This is a genomic window from Xanthomonas prunicola, from assembly GCF_002846205.1.
Classification (GTDB): domain Bacteria; phylum Pseudomonadota; class Gammaproteobacteria; order Xanthomonadales; family Xanthomonadaceae; genus Xanthomonas; species Xanthomonas prunicola.
Genome location: NZ_PHKV01000001.1, coordinates 340,744 through 360,824, shown reverse-complemented (window position 1 = coordinate 360,824; position 20,081 = coordinate 340,744). Strand labels below are relative to the sequence as shown.

19 protein-coding genes and 1 other RNA gene are annotated in these 20,081 nt (G+C 64.3%); 5 read left to right on the top strand and 15 right to left on the bottom strand.

Annotated elements, in window-relative coordinates; translation table 11 throughout:
* Positions 1–16 precede the first annotated feature (16 nt).
* Together XpruCFBP8353_RS01695 and purM are read right to left on the bottom strand one after the other, a co-directional pair.
* Positions 17–481 (bottom strand): hypothetical protein, encoded by a 465-nt coding sequence (locus XpruCFBP8353_RS01695; protein WP_101361649.1) that lies wholly within the window; start codon positions 479–481, stop codon positions 17–19.
* A gap of 13 nt (positions 482–494) precedes the next feature.
* Complete coding sequence (gene purM, locus XpruCFBP8353_RS01690; RefSeq protein WP_207759563.1) at positions 495–1,628, bottom strand: phosphoribosylformylglycinamidine cyclo-ligase; 1,134 nt, start codon at positions 1,626–1,628, stop codon at positions 495–497.
* 22 nt (positions 1,629–1,650) lie between these two features.
* On the opposite strand from purM, the gene XpruCFBP8353_RS01685 reads away from it, so the two are divergent.
* From XpruCFBP8353_RS01685 to hda, 3 genes are read left to right on the top strand one after another with little or no spacing between them, the layout of a single operon-like run.
* Entirely contained in the window at positions 1,651–2,763 is a 1,113-nt protein-coding gene (locus XpruCFBP8353_RS01685) for a DUF2066 domain-containing protein (protein ID WP_101361648.1), read from the top strand.
* Complete coding sequence (locus XpruCFBP8353_RS01680; protein WP_101361647.1) at positions 2,760–3,926, top strand: AI-2E family transporter; 1,167 nt, start codon at positions 2,760–2,762, stop codon at positions 3,924–3,926. Before XpruCFBP8353_RS01685 ends, XpruCFBP8353_RS01680 begins: the two co-directional genes overlap by 4 nt.
* Positions 3,923–4,633 (top strand): DnaA regulatory inactivator Hda, encoded by a 711-nt coding sequence (gene hda, locus XpruCFBP8353_RS01675; RefSeq protein WP_101361646.1) that lies wholly within the window; start codon positions 3,923–3,925, stop codon positions 4,631–4,633. The genes XpruCFBP8353_RS01680 and hda overlap by 4 nt, the downstream gene beginning before the upstream one ends.
* 471 nt (positions 4,634–5,104) lie before the next feature.
* On the opposite strand, the gene murU is transcribed toward hda, so the two are convergent.
* From murU to XpruCFBP8353_RS01655, 4 genes are all read right to left on the bottom strand, one after another.
* Positions 5,105–5,815 (bottom strand): N-acetylmuramate alpha-1-phosphate uridylyltransferase MurU, encoded by a 711-nt coding sequence (murU, locus tag XpruCFBP8353_RS01670; RefSeq protein WP_101361645.1) that lies wholly within the window; start codon positions 5,813–5,815, stop codon positions 5,105–5,107.
* Complete coding sequence (locus XpruCFBP8353_RS01665) at positions 5,812–6,831, bottom strand: aminoglycoside phosphotransferase family protein (protein ID WP_101361644.1); 1,020 nt, start codon at positions 6,829–6,831, stop codon at positions 5,812–5,814. The genes murU and XpruCFBP8353_RS01665 overlap by 4 nt, the downstream gene beginning before the upstream one ends.
* Positions 6,832–6,888: 57 nt before the next feature.
* The gene (locus XpruCFBP8353_RS01660; RefSeq protein ID WP_005913344.1) at positions 6,889–7,161 is read right to left on the bottom strand and encodes a GlsB/YeaQ/YmgE family stress response membrane protein; all 273 of its coding nucleotides are present in this window, start codon (positions 7,159–7,161) and stop codon (positions 6,889–6,891) included.
* 514 nt (positions 7,162–7,675) lie between these two features.
* Entirely contained in the window at positions 7,676–9,169 is a 1,494-nt protein-coding gene (locus XpruCFBP8353_RS01655; RefSeq protein WP_101361643.1) for a M20 family metallopeptidase, read from the bottom strand.
* Between the two features lie 157 nt (positions 9,170–9,326).
* On the opposite strand from XpruCFBP8353_RS01655, the gene XpruCFBP8353_RS01650 reads away from it, so the two are divergent.
* Positions 9,327–9,701, top strand: coding sequence for a ComEA family DNA-binding protein (locus tag XpruCFBP8353_RS01650; RefSeq protein ID WP_341475787.1), 375 nt, complete (start codon positions 9,327–9,329; stop codon positions 9,699–9,701).
* Between the two features lie 440 nt (positions 9,702–10,141).
* Positions 10,142–10,954 carry a HutD/Ves family protein gene (locus tag XpruCFBP8353_RS01645; protein ID WP_101361642.1) on the top strand — a complete coding sequence of 271 codons (813 nt, stop codon included), beginning with the start codon at positions 10,142–10,144 and terminating at the stop codon, positions 10,952–10,954.
* A 192-nt stretch (positions 10,955–11,146) separates the two neighbouring features.
* Here XpruCFBP8353_RS01645 and XpruCFBP8353_RS01640 read toward each other — a convergent pair whose 3' ends face one another.
* From XpruCFBP8353_RS01640 to XpruCFBP8353_RS01600, 9 genes are all read right to left on the bottom strand, one after another.
* Positions 11,147–12,862: a sulfite reductase subunit alpha gene (locus XpruCFBP8353_RS01640; protein ID WP_101361641.1), complete on the bottom strand. Its 1,716-nt coding sequence runs from the start codon at positions 12,860–12,862 to the stop codon at positions 11,147–11,149.
* Entirely contained in the window at positions 12,853–13,833 is a 981-nt protein-coding gene (locus XpruCFBP8353_RS01635; RefSeq protein ID WP_101361640.1) for an FAD:protein FMN transferase, read from the bottom strand. Before XpruCFBP8353_RS01635 ends, XpruCFBP8353_RS01640 begins: the two co-directional genes overlap by 10 nt.
* A 76-nt stretch (positions 13,834–13,909) precedes the next feature.
* A non-coding RNA gene (locus tag XpruCFBP8353_RS01630) (sX9 sRNA) lies at positions 13,910–13,984 on the bottom strand.
* Positions 13,985–14,044: 60 nt separating this feature from the next.
* The gene (locus XpruCFBP8353_RS01625; protein ID WP_101361639.1) at positions 14,045–14,848 is read right to left on the bottom strand and encodes a DUF4198 domain-containing protein; all 804 of its coding nucleotides are present in this window, start codon (positions 14,846–14,848) and stop codon (positions 14,045–14,047) included.
* Between the two features lie 194 nt (positions 14,849–15,042).
* Entirely contained in the window at positions 15,043–15,558 is a 516-nt protein-coding gene (locus XpruCFBP8353_RS01620; protein WP_101361638.1) for a DUF2271 domain-containing protein, read from the bottom strand.
* A gap of 19 nt (positions 15,559–15,577) precedes the next feature.
* Positions 15,578–16,219: a PepSY-associated TM helix domain-containing protein gene (locus tag XpruCFBP8353_RS01615; protein WP_101361637.1), complete on the bottom strand. Its 642-nt coding sequence runs from the start codon at positions 16,217–16,219 to the stop codon at positions 15,578–15,580.
* A 7-nt stretch (positions 16,220–16,226) separates the two neighbouring features.
* Complete coding sequence (locus XpruCFBP8353_RS01610; RefSeq protein WP_101361636.1) at positions 16,227–16,985, bottom strand: tetratricopeptide repeat protein; 759 nt, start codon at positions 16,983–16,985, stop codon at positions 16,227–16,229.
* On the bottom strand, positions 16,978–17,664 hold the full coding sequence (locus XpruCFBP8353_RS01605; RefSeq protein WP_101361635.1) for a Fe2+-dependent dioxygenase: 687 nt from the start codon (positions 17,662–17,664) through the stop codon (positions 16,978–16,980). Before XpruCFBP8353_RS01605 ends, XpruCFBP8353_RS01610 begins: the two co-directional genes overlap by 8 nt.
* A gap of 47 nt (positions 17,665–17,711) precedes the next feature.
* On the bottom strand, positions 17,712–20,030 hold the full coding sequence (locus XpruCFBP8353_RS01600; protein WP_101361634.1) for a TonB-dependent receptor: 2,319 nt from the start codon (positions 20,028–20,030) through the stop codon (positions 17,712–17,714).
* Positions 20,031–20,081: the final 51 nt, after the last annotated feature.

Here is a 20,081-nt window from a genome sequence, read left to right as displayed (position 1 = left end):
TGTGCTCACAGAGGTCTCAAACAGCTGCGCTACCGACACCGAACAGCGCTTTGACCTGAGGGCGCAGCAAGGTGACCAGCGTAAAGACACCAAGCACGGTGCCGAATGGCATGAAAGAACAGGAAATGCCGGCCACGATCAGGCACAGCAAATGCCGTTTGCGCTGCGCGATGCAGCGTCCGGCGTAGGCCATGAAACCGGCCAAGGCCAGGCCGCAACAGATGAAGCCCGCCGAAAATATCACGAAGAGCCAGCCGACCCAGCGCGGATCCAGCGGAGGCGCGTCCGGATTGGCAGTGTCCATCGGCAGGTGCCCAGTGATGATCGCAATGCCCATGGCCAGGTGGATCAACGGGAACAACGAAAACAGCGCAGTGATACCAGCCAGCACGTAATGGAAGATCGACAGCAGTTTGAGATGCTGCAGGTCATCGGCGCTGGCCGACGCCAACGCCGGCGGTGGGAGTGGGGACGCGTCCATGCAGATTCCTCGCTCAGCCGATGCGCACGCGCTCGTCGCCGTGTGCGGCGACCACCTGACCAATGCGCCAATGCGCCAGCGACTGCGCGTCCAGCGCCTGTTCCAGCGTGGCTGCCTGCTCGGGCGAGGCGATCAGCACAAAGCCGATCCCGCAGTTGAAGGTGCGCCACATTTCGGCATCGGCCACCGCGCCTTCGCGCTGCAACCACGCGAACACCGGCGGCAGTGTCCAGGCCTTGGCATCGATGTCCAGGCCCAGGCCGTCGGGAATCACGCGGATGATGTTTTCGGTCAGGCCGCCGCCGGTGATGTGCGCCATGGCGTGGATCGCTTCGCCGTGCGACTTCAGCAGCGCCAGCACCGGTTTGACGTACAGCGCGGTCGGCGCCATCAGCGCGTCGATCAACGTGGTGCCATCGTCCAGCACATGGTCGGCCGGTGCGCCGGCACGCTCGTAGATCTTGCGGATCAACGAATAGCCGTTGGAATGCGGGCCCGACGAGGCGATGCCGATCAACACGTCACCGTCGCGTACCTGCGCGCCATCCAACAACTGCGATTTTTCCACTGCGCCGACGGTGAAGCCGGCCAGGTCGTACTCGCCCGGTGGGTACATGTCGGGCATCTCGGCGGTTTCGCCGCCGATCAGCGCGCAACCGGACAGCTCGCAGCCGCGTGCAATGCCGCCGACCACCGCCGCAGCGGTGTCCACGTCGAGCTTGCCGGTGGCGAAATAGTCCAGAAAGAACAACGGCTCGGCGCCCTGCACCAGCACGTCGTTGACGCACATGCCGACCAGATCGATACCGATCGTGTCGTGCCGACCGAGCTGCTGGGCCAGCTTGAGCTTGGTGCCCACGCCGTCGGTGCCGGACACCAGCACCGGCTCCTTGTATTTGCCCGACAGGTCGAACAGCGCGCCGAATCCACCCAGGCCACCCATCACCTCCGGCCGGAAGCTGCGCTTGACCAACGGCTTGATGCGTTCGACCAATGCATTGCCGGCGTCGATGTCGACACCCGCGTCGCGGTAGGTCATGGGCGAGGGGCTGGAAGGCGTTTGGCTGGTCACGGGCAGGGGTGGCTCGGCAGTAAAGGCGGCGATTTTAGCAGCCACGTTGGCGCTGGCGTCCCATTCGGGCAACAATTCACCCGGATACGCTTAAGTCATGGAACCGTCGATGCGCCGCAGTCTCGCTTTCTTTCTCGCCCTCGTGGTCGCCATGCCCGTCGCTCCGGCCTTTGCGCAGGCAGATCTGCGCACCGAAGGCGACGTTGCCAAGGCGCAAAGTGCCTATGACGCCGAAGTGCCGGTCAACAGCCAGAGCGAATCCGATCGCCCCGGCGCACTGGCGCGCGCGCTGGGCGCGGTGCTGGGCAAGGTCTCCGGCGACCGCGGCGTGATGGGCCGCCCCGGCGTGCCGCAGGCGCTACGCAATGCGCCCAACTACGTCGAACACTACGACTACCGCCAGGATCAGGGTACCTCGCGGACGGGCGCGCCCACCTTTCGCACCACCCTGGTCGCGCGTTTTCGCCAGTCCGATGTGGATGGCTTGATCGCTGCCCTCGGCTTGCCGGTGTGGCCGCTGCCGCGGCCCAAGCCGGTGCTCTGGCTGGCCATCGATGACGGCAGCGGCCCGCGTTTGGTCGGTGTAGCCCAGGCCAACGCGGCGCGTAGCGTGCTCGACCGTGCCATCGAACGCGGCTACCGGCTCGGTCTGCCGAGCGGCGCAGCTGCCGAGCAGGCCTTGGCTGGCGCGATCTGGCGCAAGGACACCGCCGCGGTGTCGCGCGCTTCGGCCAAATACAGCCCGCCGATGCAGTTGATCGGCAAGCTCTACCGCAACGCCGCCGGCTGGACGGCCGACTGGGTGTTCGTGGACAACGGCAATGTCCTGTCCAGCTGGACCAGCAGCGACGGCGATGCACGCCGCGCGATGGCCGCCGGTGCCGACGGCGCTGCCGACGCGCTGGTCAAACGCTACGCCAAACGGGTGGATTCGGGTGTGCCCGGTGTCTACCGCGTGGTGATCACCGGTATCAGCAGCGCCGACGATTACTTGCGCGTGTCGGCCGCCCTGCAGGGCGTGTCGGTCGTACGCAGCATCCGCCCGGTCAGCGCCAATGGCGACCGCATGGAACTGGATCTGGAACTGCTCACGGGCATTTCCGGCCTCAACCGTATGCTCGGCGACAACAGCCCGCTGGTCTCGGTCTCGGTACCGACCGAAGGCCCGATCATTCTTGAAAACGAGCACGCCGAGTACCGCCTGAAATGACTTTGACTCCCGAAGCCGAAATTGCCCAGTTCCTGCGCCGCCTCAAATGGGCGGCGGTGATTGTCGGTGTGTTGTGGGTGGTCTCGCTGCTGGCGCCGATCCTGACGCCGTTCGTGCTCGCGCTGCTGCTGGCCTGGCTGGGCGACCCGCTGGTGGACCGCATCGAACGCGCAGGCCGCTCGCGCAACATGGCGGTGTCGCTGGTGTTCGTGCTGGCGTTGCTGTTGTTCGTGCTGGCGCTGATGATTCTGGTGCCGATGATCGAACGCCAGATCATGACCCTGATCGACGCCTTGCCGCAGATGCGGGCCTGGGCGATCAGTACCGCTATCCCGTGGCTGGAAGCCAAGACCGGCATGCAGTTGATGGGCTGGCTGGATCCGGAGCGCTTGATCGACTGGATCCGCAGCCACTGGGAACAGGCCGGCGGCGCCGCCAAGACCCTCTTCGGTTACGTGTCGCGCTCGGGCTTTGCGATGGTGACCTGGGTGATCAACCTGGCTCTGCTGCCGATTTTGGCGTTCTATTTCCTGCGCGACTGGGACCGCCTGGTCGAGCGCGTGGCGGCGGTCATCCCACGTGCCTACATCGCTACGGTGAGCCGGCTGGCGCTGGAATCCAATGACGTGCTCGGCGGCTTCATCCGCGGCCAGTTCCTGGTGATGCTGGCGCTGGGCGCGATCTACGCCACCGGCCTTTCGATCATCGGGCTCAACCTGGGCTTGTTGATCGGCATCATCGCCGGCCTCATCAGCTTTATCCCGTACCTGGGCGCGACCACCGGCATCGTGCTGGCACTACTGGCGGCGATCGTGCAGGCGCAGGGGCTCGATCTGAAACTGTTGATCGGCGTGGGCGTGGTGTTCACCGTCGGCCAGTTGCTGGAAAGCTACGTGCTCACCCCGCGCATCGTCGGCGACAAGATCGGTTTGCACCCAGTTGCGGTGATCTTTGCGGTGATGGCAGGCGGCCAGTTGTTCGGCTTCCTGGGCATGTTGCTGGCGTTGCCGGTGGCAGCGGTAGCCAACGTGCTGCTGCGCTACGCGCATGAGCAGTACACGCGCAGCGATCTTTATGCGGGCGAGCGCGCCGGCATCGTGCTGCAGTCCACGACCGAGCGCAGCGTGATTGTCGACCCTGGCAAGGACGCGGATCGGTTGTGAGTGTTCCGCAGTTGCCGCTGGCGTTGCGCGCGCCACCCGATCAGCGTTTCGACAGTTACATCGCCGCGCCCGATGGCCTGCTTGCGCAATTGCAGGCGCTGGCCGCCGGGCAGGTAAACGATTGGCTGTATCTTTCCGGCCCCGCCGGGACTGGTAAGACCCATCTGGCGCTGTCGCTGTGCGCCGCTGCCGAGCAGGCCGGGCGCATGCCGGCGTATCTGCCGCTGCAGGCGGCCGCCGGCCGCTTGCGCGATGCACTCGAAGCGCTGGAGGGCCGCAGCTTGGTCGCGTTGGATGGCGTGGAAAGCATCGCCGGCCGGCGCGATGACGAAGTGGCCTTGTTCGATTTCCACAACCGCGCACGCGCGGCCGGCATCACGCTGTTGTACACCGCGCGTCAAATGCCCGACGGGTTGGCGTTGGTGTTGCCGGACCTGCGCTCGCGGCTGTCGCAATGCATCCGGATCGGCTTGCCGGTACTCGACGATGCCGCACGCGCAGCAGTGCTGCGCGACCGCGCGCAGCGTCGCGGGCTGGCGCTGGACGATGCCGCAATCGACTGGCTGCTGACCCATAGCGACCGCGAACTGGCAGGGCTGGTGGCCGTGTTGGATCGCCTGGATCGCGAATCATTGGCCGCAAAACGCCGCATCACGGTGCCGTTTCTGCGGCGTGTGCTTGAGGATCGCGGGTCGTCGCGCTGTTGATCTGCGGCTCGGTTGCAGGGACCTTGTCCGACACCATTCCAGGACGCGCTGCAAGGACGTCTCTGTAAGCTCCCGCGACGGTGGGCGGGCAACGACCAGCAGAGATGGTGAGCGCGCAGCGCTTTCAAACAAGCAGCAAACGGGCGAGGCGGTGTACTCGTTCTTCAACACGACAACCAGACGACTGTCTGGCGAGGTGAGGGCACCGCGCACTCGACGATGCACGTTTGCTGCAATGGCTAGTTGAGTTTGTCGGTGGACGTGGTTGCGGGCCGTGCACGTGGCGCTGCCGGCCGATCAGGTGCGGTCAGATCAGCTGTTTTCGATCCAGCTAACGTCATTGCCAGTTCCGACAGCATGTCACCCGTCGACCAGGCGCATGCGGCAAACACGTTGTAACCATCGAGCCAGCGCCCCAAGATCTCTTTGGTAATACGCTTGATTGCGAGCGTTGCAGCAGCGAGGTGGCAATCAACCGCCGTTGCGCAGCAACTGAGCATCCAGCTCGGCCAGCCGCTGCGGCGTGCCGACATCGGTCCAGCGTCCAGGATGGTGGATGCCATCGATCAAGCCTGCCGCCATCTGCGAGCGCAGGATCGGCGCCAGCGCAAAGCGCGGCGCCGTGCCGGTCTGTTCTGGCAACTGACCAATGACCGATTGCCAATCGCGCAGCAGCGCCGGTCGATACATGCCGATGCCGGAGTAGGTGAGCGTCGCTGGCAGATCTGCGCGCACTTTGCCATCCGTATCCAGCGCAAAGTCTGCGCGCGCTGCGTAGCTGGGCTGATCCACCAACACCAGTTGCGCCAGCCCTTCGGGGGCATGCGACAGACGGGCGAAATCGAAATCGGTCCAGATATCGCCGTTGACCAACAGAAATGGCGCATCGCCCAGCACAGGCAGCGCATGCAACATGCCGCCGCCGGTTTCCAGTGGCGTCGCACCTTCATACGAATAGGTCAGACGAAGACCCAACGCTCTACCGTCGCCCAATACCTGCGGGAACTGCTCTGCCAGCCACGAGGTGTTGATCACCACCTCCTCCACGCCCAGCGCCGCCAACTTGCGCAGATGCCACACGATCAACGGCGTGCCACCGACCGACAGTAGCGGCTTGGGCGTGTGCTCGGTCAGCGGGCGCATGCGCTCGCCGAATCCTGCGGCAAAGATCAGCGCCTTCATGTCGCCGCCTGCTGCGCACGCGCAGCAAGCGCGGGCTTGATCACCTCGTCCAGCAAACCGATCAACGGCGCCAGCTCGGCGTAGCGGGGCAGTACCTCGTCCAGATACGTGATGAAACGCGGCACGTTATCCAGATACCAATGCTTGCCATCGCGATGACTCAGGCGCGAGAAGATGCCCAGGTTTTTAAGATGGCGCTGCACGCCCATCCAGTCTGCATCGCGCAGGAACTGCGCCAGCGGCGGCACCGGCAATCCGGCCGCCGATGCACGTGCGTGATAGTGCTGCAGCCATCCGTCTACCCGAGCGATCGGCCAACTCACCGAGGTGTCCTTGAACAGGCTGATCGGGTCGTAGGCGATCGGGCCGATGACGCAATCCTGAAAATCCAGCACCGCCGGGCCATCGGGTACCGGCATCAGATTGCGCGGCATGAAATCGCGATGGGTGAACACGCGCGGCTGCGCCAGCGCGTTGTCCATCAAACGGCGCTGCACCAATTGCAACTGCTCGGCATGCGCGCACGCCAGCTGTACGCCCAGGTGGCGGCCTAAAAACCATTCTTCGAACAAACCGGCATCGCGCTGCAATAGCGCTTCGCCAAACACGCCGCTATCGGCAGGTGGTGGAATTTGTTGCAGCAACAGCAGTTGGCTGATCGCGCCATCCAGCAAGTCGTCGGCGTTGGCGTCAGTGAGGACCTGTGCCAGCGTTGGCACGCCCAGGTCCTCCAGGAGCAAAAAACCGTTTTCCAGGTCCTGGGCAAGCACATGCGGCACGCGCACGCCATGTGCGCTTAACAGCGCATGCATGCGTAGCCACGGCGCAACGTTTTCCAGCTGCGGCGGCGCGTCCATCAAGATGCGATCCACACCGCGTCCCTGCGTGCGCCAGTAACTGCGAAACCCCGCATCGACCGATGCGCGCTGCAGCGAGGCCTGTGGATCGTCGAGCGCTTGGTGTGCCCAGTGCAAGCGAAGCGCGTCGCGCGCGGTATCCGGATGAAGTGACGTCATGGATCGAGTGGGCGTAATGAAGTGAGGGGTAAACGGAGCAGGCGCGCGGTGAAGCGCTCAGCGCTTGCTGCCGCTGAACAACCGCAACAACGCCAGGATCGCAATCGCTCCGAGCAACGCACCGAGGAAACCGGCCGGCTCGCCCGCGCGGTACCACCCCATGTAGCGGCCAAACCAGCTGGCGACCACGGCACCGGCAATGCCCAGCACGATCGTCAGCAGACAGCCCAGGCGTTGCGTACCCGGCGTAATGAAACGCGCCAGCAGCCCGACCACAAAGCCGACCAGCAGAATGTAGAGCCAGCTGTCGCTACCAAATAGATGATTCATCGCAGCACCGGAGGTGGACGGGATCGGCAGACTAGCATTTCGGATGGCGCTGCCCAGCGCAGCGGGAGCCGGAATGACGACGCCGATGCATTGCCTTCAGAAAAACGTGGTCATCGGCTCCGGTTGCCGCGCGCTCCTGGCTTCGGGCAAGTTATTTGCTGGGGAAATCGGCTTCCCGCCAGGTACGTCGTCTTTCAATGAAAGAAACCTCTTCGGGAAACCGTTGCCGGTGAGGTGCATGCAAAAAACGCCAGTGCTGAGCCAGGCCAATCACCACCAAGCACTCTTCCGGACAAGCAATTCCTGGCTCATCCCCCATCGGGAGAGGGGTTGGGGAGGGCGCAGTGCCAGGCAATGCGTGAAGCTGGGCCGCCTGCTCGCGCCAGCGAGCTTGGCGCCAAAACCAGCGATTCAAACCAGCCAGCCACACCATCTACGCACCCGCACTCACCGCGCAGGCCAACATCTCGTTCATCGATGCGCGCCAGCGGCACGCATCGATGAAGCCGTCAACTCAACAGCAGCCATGCCCGCCATGACGGGTGCCGCTATCGGCAGCCACCGGCGAGCCGCTGGTTTCGCCACGCAGGCAGGCCGCGTGATGATCGGCGATCACCTTCGCCACGCAGGCGGTCACGCGCTTGCCCATCGGGATGTGCAGGAACTCGTTGGGGCCATGCGCGTTGGAATGTGGGCCAAGCACACCGGTAATCATGAACTGCGCGCCGGGGAACTTCTCGCCCAACATGCCCATGAACGGGATCGAGCCGCCTTCGCCCATGTACATCGCCGGCTTGTCGAAAAAGGCCTGGCTGGCGTCGTCGATGGCCTGTTCCAGCCACGGTGCCATTGCCGGCGCATTCCAGCCGGACGAGGCCTTTTCCAGCTCCAGCGTGACCTGTGCCCCGTTGGGCGGGTCGCGCAGCAATGCTTGCTTGAGCAACTCGCCGCAGGCCTTGCCGTCAGCCGTCGGCGGTAACCGCAATGACAGCTTTACCGCGGTCTGCGGGCGGAGCACGTTGCCTGCCGACGCCAGTGGCGGCATCCCGTCGGCACCGGTGATCGACAGCGCCGGGCGCCAGGTGCGGTTCAACACCAGCTCGGTGAGGTCCTCATGCATCGGCACCAGGCCATCGACCATCGGGAACTTGTCGAAGATCGCGGTATCTAGCGTGGCTGCGGCGGCCTTTGCCTGCGTCAGCCGCTCAGCGGGCACCTCCACATGCAGGCCGTCGAGCAGGATGCGTCCGGTGGTTTCGTCTTCAATACGCGACAAGAGCTGGCGCAGCAGGCGGAAGCTGGACGGCACCACGCCGGAGGCATCGCCCGAGTGCACGCCTTCTTCCAGTACCTTGACCGTCAGGTTGCCGCCGGTCAGCCCGCGCAGCGAAGTCGTGCACCACAGCTGCTCGTAATTGCCGCAGCCCGAGTCCAGGCACACCACCAGCGACGGCTTGCCGATGCGCTCTGCCAGATGGTCCACATAGGCCGGCAGGTCGTAGCTGCCGGATTCTTCGCAGGCCTCGATCAGCACCACGCAGCGCGCATGCGGCAGGCCCTGGGTGCGCAGCGCGAGAATGGCTGCCAGCGACCCGAAGATGGCGTAGCCGTCGTCCGCACCACCACGCCCGTACAACTTGTCGTCGCGCAACACCGGCTCCCAAGGGCCGAGGTCGGCATCCCAGCCCGTCATCTCCGGCTGTTTGTCCAGGTGACCGTAGAGCAGCACGGTGTCGTCGCCCGACTCGGGGCCGGTCGCCGGAATCTCGATGAAGATCAGCGGCGTGCGGCCGTCCAGGCGCACCACCTCAACCTGCATGCCGTCGATGGCCTGCGCGCGCGCCCAGGTCTCCATCAACACGACCGCCTGCTCCATGTAGCCATGGGCCACCCAATCGGCATCGAACATCGGCGACTTGTTGGGAATACGGATGTAATCGACCAGTTGCGGGACGATCTCGCGGTCCCATGTGTCGCTGATGAAGTGGTCGATCTTGGCGCTGTCCATGAAGGCTCCGAATGCGTGACGTAATCAATCATTCTACGCCTGCGCTAGGGGGTAGGTATTTCCCTACAAGGCAGCGCGCAGTTCACCTGCTGTGCGAAAAGTTCGCTGGCGATAGGATTGCTGCATGTGGCGCGGGACACTGGCTCCGCCGGCAGGAATGCTGGCTAGGACCATCACCCAAGCCACAAGGAGCGTTGCAATGAAGTCATTTACCGTAGTCCTGAAGTCCCTGCTGCTGGCGTTGCTGTTGTCCTCGAATGCGTATGCACTCGACAAGGTCGATATCAACACCGCGTCTGCTGAGGAATTGGACAAGGTGCTGATGAATGTCGGGCGATCAAAAGCCGAGGCAATCGTCGAGCACCGTCAGGCAAACGGTCCCTTTAAAAGTGCCGAGGAACTGGCACTGGTCAAGGGCATCGGACTCAAGACGGTCGAACGGAATCGTGACCTGATCGAAGTTGGAGCCACGATGGCTCCCGCCAAGAGTGCTGCCAAGGGGGCGGCGGTGAAACCGGTGGGACGGCGTTAAGGGGAAAGGATCCGAGATACGGTTCGACGCGAGGATGCGTGGCCGCAACCTAACTGGACAGGACGTCCGGGGGATGGCTGGAAGCCGACAAGGACGTGGAATCGCCCGGTGTTGCACTTGGATGTGCAGCCGGGCGTTTTTCGTTTGGGTATTGAGCAGCCTTGAGGTCGCGCAGCGGCCATGTGTTTGGACGGTCTGCAATACCTGGCAAGCAGTGCCAGGCAGACGTGGATATCGCCACAGAGTCCCAATATTCGAATGGATCATGCCGTACTGGGTACTCGCCGATTGCGCCCGGCGAAGTCGCGGTCGTTGTGTGGGTTGCTCGTTTTTGCCGTCTAAGCTCTGTCTCGCTACGCGATGACTTTGTTGATGCAGTCCGGTCGCCCAGCAACAAAGAGCGTGATCGCGGGGCGTGGGACCTCAGGCACAATGCGCCGATGCAACTGACAGACCTGAGCAGCCGGGTAATTCCGGCCACCGAGTACCGCCGCGAGCGGTGGCGTAACCAATTGGGTTGGACGCGCGAGATCCTGCGTCTGGGTGATGCAGAGCAATGGGCGTTGCGGCTGTCGATTGCCGAGATCGAGCAGGATGCTGCGTTCTCCGCATTCCCAGGCATCGATCGTGAGCTGGTGCTGCTGCGGGGCAATGGCATGCGTTTGAGATTCGGCAATCGCGATTCTCAGGTCGATCCCGATCCCGATCCCGATACCAGTGCGAGTTCTAGCGCTCATGTCAGCGCCGACGAAACCGAAACCGAAACCGCTGCAGCCGCAGGGAAGGGTGGCGATTCAAATGCTCTTGGCGCGGAGCGTGCTGGCGAGCATGCTGGCGTCAGTGGAGCATTGCGTAGTGCTGAGCGTCTTGTTGCAAACCCTGCCGACAGCGGGCATTGCGTGGACTTATTGCCGCCTTATCAACGCGTGCGATTCGCCGGCGAGGAGGCGGTGCATGCGGTGCTGCGCGATGGGCCGACCCAGGATTTCAATCTGATGTGGCGGCGCGACTTGCTGCAGGCCGAACTTCTGCATCGTCCGTTGGTCGGCACCATGTTGTTTTTTGCAGACCCGGGTAGCGCCTGGGCGATCCACTTGCTTGCGGGCCAGGCGAGCTTCGGGCGCGACAGTGGTTTGCCGCCGTTAGCGGCTGGCGACACCGCGTGGCTGAGCGCAGCGACGCGCACCCGCTACGTGCTCGACGGCGGTGGCGAATTGTTGGCGATTCGGGTGAGTCCGCTGCCGGAATATTGAACCTAGCGAACACCGCTAACTAAGTCTTGCCTGTGGCAGATCTGCAGCGGCGGCAGGCCCCTACCGCTGTGTGACGTCCGGACAACGTGGGTATACGTCTGCCCGCGGTGCGTAGACCGCGCTGTTTTAGGAGCGTCGACGCGCGTTTGGCCGACTATTGGTGTGAAAGGTCTGGCGGCGGTGTGCTGCGGATCAGTACACATCGCGTCGATAGCGGCCGTCGTGTAGCAGTTGCTGTCTGCCGGACGCACCCAGGATATTGTCTAGCGCGTGGTCTACCTCCGGCGCCATGCTGCGCAGGCTGCCGCAGACGTAGAGGCAGGCACCTTGTTCGACCCACAAGCGCACGTCATCGGCCGCTGCGCTCAGTGCGTGTTGCACATAGCGTGCAGGTTGATCCTGATCGCGCGAATACACGCGGTCCAGACGTTCGAGCCAGCCGGTCTGTTGCCAATGCTGTAGTTCGTCTGCGTACAGCGCATCGTACGCAGCGTTACGTTCGCCGAACACCAGCCAGTTACGCCGCGCGCCGACAGCGATGCGTGCGCGCAGATGCGCACGCAGGCCGGCGATGCCGGTGCCGTTGCCGATCAGCAGCATGGGTTGATCCGGTGCCGGTGGGTGAAAGCCTGGGTTGCTGCGCAGGCGCAACGCGATCGGTGCGCCGATCGGTGCGTGCACGCACAGCCAGCCACTGGCCAAGCCCAGGTTGCCCTCGCTATGGCGGTGTTGGCGTACCAGCAATTCGACCTGACCTTCGTCGGGAATGGAGGCGATCGAGTAGTCGCGATGAGGTAGGGCAACCAGGTTCCGCACCAGCGTTGCTGTGTCCAGTGGTGATGCGGTGTCGATGTTTGAAGTGATATCCGTAGCGGTAATCGCAGTCGCATGTGCATCTTCATTTGTGTTGCTTGCGGCTACAGCCGCATCCACTTCCACATCCAGATCTACTGCCAAATCCACAGGAAGCTGCGCGCCGCTGAGCCATTCGCGTAGCGTGCGCCTGTCGATACGCTGCGCGCCGTCGTGCTGATGGTGCTGCAACCAGGCATCCACCGCAGCGGGTGGATGTTGTGGCGCGATCTCGGCAATGTCGCCTGCTTTCCACGGTGGTAATTGGCCATCGCAAGGCGTCAATCGCAGCCGATAGATCGGCGCGCCGGCACTGCCGGGATTGACGTGGACACGCTCGCGCAGCTGCCAGGCCGCATAGGTCGGTACGCTCCAATCCTGCTGCGTTGCCAGTGCGGGTGCCAGTTCCGTCAGTTTTCGCTGCCACTGTTGCAGCGCACGTGGGTCGGCGTTGTCGACCTCGATGCGCCGGAATAACGCTGTTGCGCCACGCGCCCGCAGACGATTGTCGAGACGGCGGCCGAACGCACAGAATTGCGCGTAACGCTGGTCGCCCAGCGCAAGCACGGCGTAGCGCACCGCCGCCAGGTCCTGGCTGTCGCCCGCAAGCCAGCCGCGCTCGGCTGCCTGCATGTGGTCCGGTGCATCGCCCTCGCCGGTGGTGCTGACGATGCACAGCAGCCGCGGCACGCGCGCGAGTTGGCTGGCATCTACTGCGTCCAGCGGTAGTGCGCATGCGCCCACGCCCGCCGATTGCAGTGCAGCGACGCTGCGCTCGGCCAGTTCGCGCGCGAATCCGGTCTGGCTTGCCCAGGCAATCAATATGCCGCTGGCGTCGCCGCGTTGCGCGATGACGCGCGTGCGCAAGCACCACGCGACGATCAGGCACATTGCCGCGTACACCGCAACGGCGAGTGCAGCCAGTTGCCAGCGATGCAGCGTCGGCTGGCTCCACCATTCGCCTTGATGCAGGCTGCCGAACCATGCGAGCAGCGCAGCCAATGCAAGCAATACCAGCCCGTTGCCGAGCCAGGCGCGTGGTGCCGCTAGGCGCATGACGCGGCCAGCTGCTGTTCGAACGTCGGGCTCATCGATTCGTGGAGCGCGCCGTTGCTGCGCGAGAGGAAGCGCACCGCAAGTTGCGCAGTGCGTGCATAGGCGAGTCCGGCATCGACGCCGAGCACGGTCATTGCCGTGGCCCAGGCATCGGCGTGCATCGCCTCGCGCGCGAGCACGGTGACGGCGGCAGGCGCGTGCGGCACCGGTGCGCCTGTGCGCGGATCGAACGTGTGCGCATAGCGGATGCCATCGGCGTCGAAGCGGTGCCAGCGATCGCCCGAGGTGGCCACGGCCAGGCCGTCCAGCGCGAGAACGCGTGCCGGCAATGCTGCACCGGCATCTTCGTCGGGTGCGGATTCGACCAGCACGCGCCATGCGCTGCCATCGGGCTTGCGGCCGTATCCGAACAATTCGCCGCCGACTTCGATCAATGCGCTGGCGATGTCGGCGTGCACCAGCGCACGGTGCACGCTGTCCACGCCGAATCCCTTGGCAATTCCGGAAAGATCCAGCGCCACTGCGCCAGGCTGCAGCACGCGCATGCCGTCCAGATCCAGGCGCTGCCAGCCGCACCGCAAGTTGGCCAGCGCGATCTGCTCGCGCGAGGGAACGCGTTGTGAGCCGCCAGAGGCGCCAAAGCCCCACAACTCGACCATCGGGCCGATGGTGGGATCGAAGGCGCCGTTGCTGGCTCGTGCGATTTCCAGTGCGGCACTCAGCACCGCATGGAAGTCTTCCGGCAAGGTGTGCCAACTACCGGCCGGCGCGCGGTTGTAGCGGCTGATGTCGGACGCCGCTTCCCAGGTGCTCATTTGCGCCACCACGCGATCCAGGGCGTCCTGGATGCATGCATGCAGCGGATGCAGGTCGCGTCCGCGCGGCACCACCAGTTTCACGCTCCATGTGGTCCCCATGCTGCGGCCGCCCAGGGTGGCGATATCGTGGTCGGCGGAAGGCGCTGCGGGCATGGGGTGATCAGGTGGGTGCGGAAAGCGGCAGGATGCAGCAAACGTGCGTTTGCTGCCGCCTCTGGCAGCTTAACGTGGCTAATAAAAGTAGCGAGCGGCCGCCGGCCGGGTGTGCATGGCGCACAGGAACCGCCGCGTACGAGTGGTTCCTGCCGCACCGAGCACTGTCGGCGCCCGTCTGGCGATGGGCGCAGCAGTTTTTTCGCAGCTCTTATTGCGGCAGCACTTCCAGCGTGGCGACATAGCCCAGGCGTCGTTGCTTGGCCTGCGGTAACGAGGTCTTGGTGTCTTCGCTGGTAACTTCCAGCCAGTACATCCCGGCCTGCGGCCAGGTCACGCTGAAGCCGCCCTTTGCATCGGTTTTCAGCTTGATCTCGTTCTGCGCATCCCGATAACGGGTGCCACCGCGCACGATTTCGATCTCCAGCCCGGCGGTCGGTGTACCGTCCAGCTGCAGAGTGAACTGCGCCGCTTCGCCCGCGACCAGATCATTGGGGTGCGTGACCGGAATCAACTCGATGCCCTTGCCGCTGGGCTTGAACACGGTTGTCGTGGGTGCGCCGCGGGTGACGAAGGTTTCCACCCGGTTGAGCGATTGGGACACCTGCAGTTGCTTGGCGTTTTTCGGCACTTCGGTGGCGAAGCTGGTTTCGTTGCCGCGCCAGCGCTTGGGTTTGCCGTCTTCTTTCCAGCTGGCGAACAGGCCGGCGTTGACTATGGCGAGCTTGTAGGTGCCCGGCTGGGTGAGCTGCAGGTCGAACACGCTGCGGTACTTGCCGGTGGCTGGATTCTCCGGCTTGAGCGCGCTGCCATCGGGTGCAGTGATGCTCAGGTTCTCCAAGCGCAGCGGCACGTGGTTGAAGTAGAACAGGTCGTTGGAGACGGCGGCATCGACCGTAATCCACGGCGCTTCGCCGGCAAGGACGGTCTGCGACGGCAGCAGCCAGGCCTTGTGGGCAAGTGCGTTGAGCGGCAGTGCGGCAAGCAGGGCGACCAGAACGAGCGAACGTTTCATGACAACTCCTTGGAAGACGATGACAACGATGGGTCACGTGTCTGATCGGCGCGAGACTGCAACGCTGCGTGGATGCGTGGATGCGTGGAAAACTTGGGGTCTGAGCTGCAGGCGGTGGCGCAACGCGCAAGGGGTGCGTGACAAAAGTAGAAGCGACGTTAGTGGAGAGATCGCTACGAATGGCAATGCGGCGCTCAGGGCTTTGCAACCAGACTGACGGCACCGAGCTCGCTGCTGCCGCTGGCCTTTGCTGTCTGCGCGGACGTCGCCGGCCAGGTGAAAGGCACCTTGACCAGTTCACGGCCGCCGACTTCGCGCGCAGCTTCCACCACCAGCGTGTATTGGCCTGCAGGTAGCGACTTCAATGCGCCTTTGGTGTCGGAGAACGACAGCGCGTGCGCGCCGGCCGGACGGGTAGGGCCGGTCACGCCATCGACCGGCACGGTCAGGGTGCGGCCGCTTTTGCGCCACCATTGGCGCAGATCCGGCAGCCACTTGGTGCCATGGCCTTCGGCGGTGTCCTTGGATTGGTACCAGACCGCCAGATTGGCGGCGACTTTCTGGTCGGCGCTTTCCAGCCAGATCGCCACATACGGGCGGTGATACTCGGCGACGTTGAGCTTGGGAATCTCCACGTTGATGTCGAGTGTGGCGGCATACGCCGGCATGGCGAGCAGGCCGCTCAGAGCGATGGTCAGGGTGGCGCGCATGATCGTCTCCGGTAGAAGGTCAGTGGATCAACAGCAAGGCAATCAGCAGCGGAATCAGCAGGCCCAGGCCGACCAGCGGCCAGGTCATGCTGCGCTGACGCGCATGCAGATGCAGCAGAAACAGGCCGGTGATGCAGAACACCAGGCAGGCGATGGCGAACACGTCGATGAACCAGCCCCAGGCCGGCCCGGCGTTGCGGCCTTTATGCAGATCGTTGAGATAGGCGATCCACCCACGCGATGTGCGCTCGTATTCGACCGCACCCGTCGTGCGATCCAGGCTCAGCCATGCATCGCCGCCAGGGCGTGGCAGCGCGACATATACCTCGTCGGCCGACCATTCGCCGTTGCGCGTGCCGATGCTGATATCGAGCTCGCGCCCCACCCATTGCGCCACGCGCGGCGGCAGTGGTGCGTTACCGTCCTGCCGCTTGCCTAGCGTCTGTAGCAGTGTTGGCGGCAGCGTCAGCGTGCGTTGTTCGGTCGATGGGCTGGCCTCGATGCGCGCGGCATGATTCAACGTCAGCCCGGTGACCGTAAACAGCAGCATGCCGATCAGGCACAGCGCCGAGCTGATCCAGTGCCATTGATGCAGCAGGCGCAGCCAGAAGCCGCGGCGTTGCTGCACGGTGGCGAGCGTGGTGTCGGTTGACGTCGACATGCTGCGCTCAGGCCACGTCTGCAGGGATGCAGGGCGGCAGTTGCAACTGCCGTGCAGCCACTTCGTGCAGCAACGCATGCAGGCGTGGATGGCGCGTGCCTGCCAGCAGCGGCGTGAGCTGGTGCAGAAAGCCGGCGTGACCACCTGCGATGGCGCGGCGCATCCACTGTTCGGCGTCATCAAGCTCGCCGCTGTCGGCGAGCAACGTGGCGTAGCCGGCCTGGCCGCGGAAATCGCCAGCTTCGGCAGAACGCTGATACCACGCGCGTGCGGCTATCGGATCGGCATCGCAGGCCAGGCCCTGGTCGAGATAGCGCGCCAGGAAATTCATCGACTTGGCATGTCCGCGTTCGGCCGCGCGGCGATACAGCGTCAAGGCCTGCACGTGGTCCTGCTCCATGCCGCGCCCGGAGGCGTATAGGTGCGCCAGGTTGTACATGCCCCAATCCAGCCCATGTTCGGCAGCACGGCGATACCACAACGCGGCCAGGACTTCGTTGGTATCGGTGCCAAAGCCCAGTTCGTGGCAGCGGCCTAGTTGATTCATCGCTTCCGGATGTCCGGCATTGGCGGCCACTTCGTACCACAGCATTGCCATGGCCGGGTCGGCGGGAATGCCGCGTTCTTCCGCATACATCTGCGCGAGCAGGAGCTGCGCGCCCACGTCCTGCCGCGCAGCGGCTTTGTGCAAAAGCGCGCGTGCCTGTTCCGGCTGCGTGCGCAGCAACGCGGTCAGCTGCGCAAAATCCAGCGCCGTCTCAGACATCGGCCCATTGCCGCAACAGGTTGTGATATACGCCGGTGAGCTGGATCAATGAGGGATGGCCGGGCGTGTCCTGGGTGAGGCGGCGGATCGAGACATCCAGTTCGAACAACAGGCGGCGCTGCGCAGCGTCGCGCAGCATGCTTTGCGTCCAGAAAAAACACGCCACGCGCGTGCCGCGGGTCACCGGCATGACCCGGTGCAGGCTGGTGCCCGGGTAGATCACCAGATGCCCGGCCGGCAACTTGACCGACTGTGTGCCGTAGGTGTCTTCGATCACCAGCTCGCCACCGTCGTAGCTGTCCGGCTCGCTGAGAAACAGCGTCGCCGAGACATCGGTACGCACCGGGTCCGCGCCGCCACGACTGCGGTCGTACCGCACCGCGTTGTCCACGTGATAGCCGAACGACTGCCCGCCGCTGTAGCGATTGAACAGCGGCGGGTAAATCCTGCGCGGCAGCACCGCCGAGAAGAACGTGCTGTTACGCGAGAGCGCCTCCAACACCAGGGCGCCGGCCTCGCGCGCGATGGCGCTGTCTTCGGGCAGCTGCGCATTGTCCTTGGCCTGTGCCGATTGGTGGCCGGCGGTAATGCGCCCATCCTCCCAGTCGGCTGCATCCAGACGTGCGCGCAACTCGCTGAGCTGCGCGGGGCTGAGAACATCGGGAATGGGCAGCAACATGCGGTTGTCTCCACGCCGCCCGCGCCATGCGGACGACGTGCAAGAAGTCAGAAACTGAAAGTGGCGTTCAACACCGCCGAGCGGCCATCGCCCGGTAGCGCCCAGCCGCTGCCGGCAGTGACGGTGCCTGCGGCGTTGACGGTGAGGTTGTTGCGGATGCTGGTGTAGTACACCTTGTCGAACAGGTTGTTGACGTTCAACTGCAGGCTGAGCCACTCGTTGACGCGCAGGCCGATCATCGCACGGTGCACCCAGTACGCGTCGGTCTCGCGGTAGACCGCCGTGGAGGTGTTGTTCGGATAGAAGCTGCCCTGGTAGTTGACGCCGTAGCCGAAGGTCCACTGGTTGAGCTGGTAGGTGGTCCAGAGATTGCCGGCGTTACGCGGGGTCTGCACCAGTTCGCGTCCGGCGACTGGGTCGCCGGTGAGGCTGGCGGTGCGGTTGGACACGCTCTGTAGCACTTCGCTATCGAGGAAGGTGTAGTTGGCGAAGATCGACCAGCGCTCGGTCAGATAGCCGGCCGCGCCCAGCGCGATGCCGTCCACGCGGGCCTTGCCGTCGAGCACCTGCTCGGGAATCAGCGGATCGCCGCTGTTGACCTTGTAGTTTTCCCGCTCGTTGCGGAACACCGCCGCCGTCAGTGCCAGACGCTCGTTCAGCACGTCCCACTTGCCGCCCAGTTCGATATTGACCGCACTTTCCGGCGCGACATTGCAGTTGGCACCGGCCGTGGCGGTGGCGATCGGCGTGCACGAGCCGTTGACCGAGGCCTTGGATGGCGTCTTCGCGTTTGCGTAGGACAGATACAGGCTGGCGTTGTCGACCGGCTTGAACACCAGGCCGGCGCGGTAGGAGAACAAGTCCTCCTTGCTGCTTGCCGGGAAGCCCGCGCTCACGCCGGTGATGCCGCCGGTGGCGTTGACGGTGTAGGTAGTGGTGTCGCCCTCGTTGTGTTCGTAACGGCCGCCCAGGTTGAGCATCCATTGCTCGTTGAACTGCAGCGTGTCGAACAGATACACCGCCTGATTGGTCAGGCTGCCCTTGCTGTGTCCGGTGCGGAAATAATTCTGCGGGCCGGTCCAGATGTTGTATGGGTTGTCGAAGGTCTGCAGCGGATAGGTGATGCCGGTGGTGGAGCCATCGGCGTTGCGGAAGATCGAACCGCTATCCAGCTCGAAGTCTTCCTTGCTGAAGGCGACGCCTGCGACCAGGCGATGCTCGATCGCGCCCGTGTGCAGGGTGGCGGTCAGATCTGTCTGGCTGTGCGCGATGAGGTTTTCGGTATCGCGCACCAGGCCACGCGGCCCGCTGTTGGGGTTCCAGGTGGACGGCGGCTGGCCCACGCAAGTGCGGCCGGTGTAGGCGTTGGTGTTGTTGGGCAGGCACCAGGTACCTTCCGGTGCGGTGGCCGTGGTGCTCTGGTCCACGCGTTGCAGCCTTGCCAGGCTGCGCAATTTGACGTTGTCGTCGAAGTCCATTTCCAGCACGCCGGTGAGCATGTCCACGTCGATTTCCTGACGCGCCACATTGCGATAGCCGTAATAGGTTTCGTGGTCCACGCCTGGCAACGGGCCATCGTTGAACGGGCTGAGCGCGAACGGCACGCCGTACTGCGGGAGGTTGTTGTCGTGCTGGTGCAGATAGCTCAGCGTGAAGCGTGTGTCCGCGCCCAGGCCGAAGGCCACCGATGGCGCAAAGCCCCAACGGTGACGAAATTCCTCGTCGCGGCCCGGCACGTCCTGGGTGTGGCCCATCGCGTTCAAACGTACGGCGGTGCCGTTTTCGAAATCGTAATTGCTGTCGGCAGTGAGGCGGCCGTAGCGGTCGCTGCCGCCACCGATCATGACGTTGGTGAAGTTGCCCTGGCCTGCGGTCTTGGTCACCAGATTGATGTTGCCGCCCACCGAGCCGGCGCCGGACATGGCCGAGTTGGCACCGTTGATCAGCTCGACCGATTCGAGGTTGAAGGTGTCGCTGCGGCTGTACTGCGCGCTGTCGCGCACGCCGTCGGTGGTGATGTCGCTGCTGGCGGTGAAGCCGCGCAGGTTGATGCTGTCGCCATAGCCGCCGCCGCCTTCGCCCGCACCGAAGGTGATGCCGGGCAGGGTGCTGAGCACATCGCGCAGCGACAGCAGATTCTGCTGGTCCATGGTCTGCTTGGTGACCACGGTGATGGTCTGCGGCGTGTCGCGCAGCGCTTCGGTGTACTTGGGCGATGACGGCTTCTGCGCACGTTCCTGCTGCACCCGGATCGCATCCAGATCTACCGCTCCCGGAGGCGCCGGCGCATCGTCAGGTTGGGCGAAAGCGGGGGCGGACAGCGTCAGCACGACGGCCGAGGCGAGCGGGGAAATGCGAGGAGTCATGGAAGGTCTCAAAGAGGTGCGAGGCTCCTGCCTGGCGATGGCTCGGCGGAT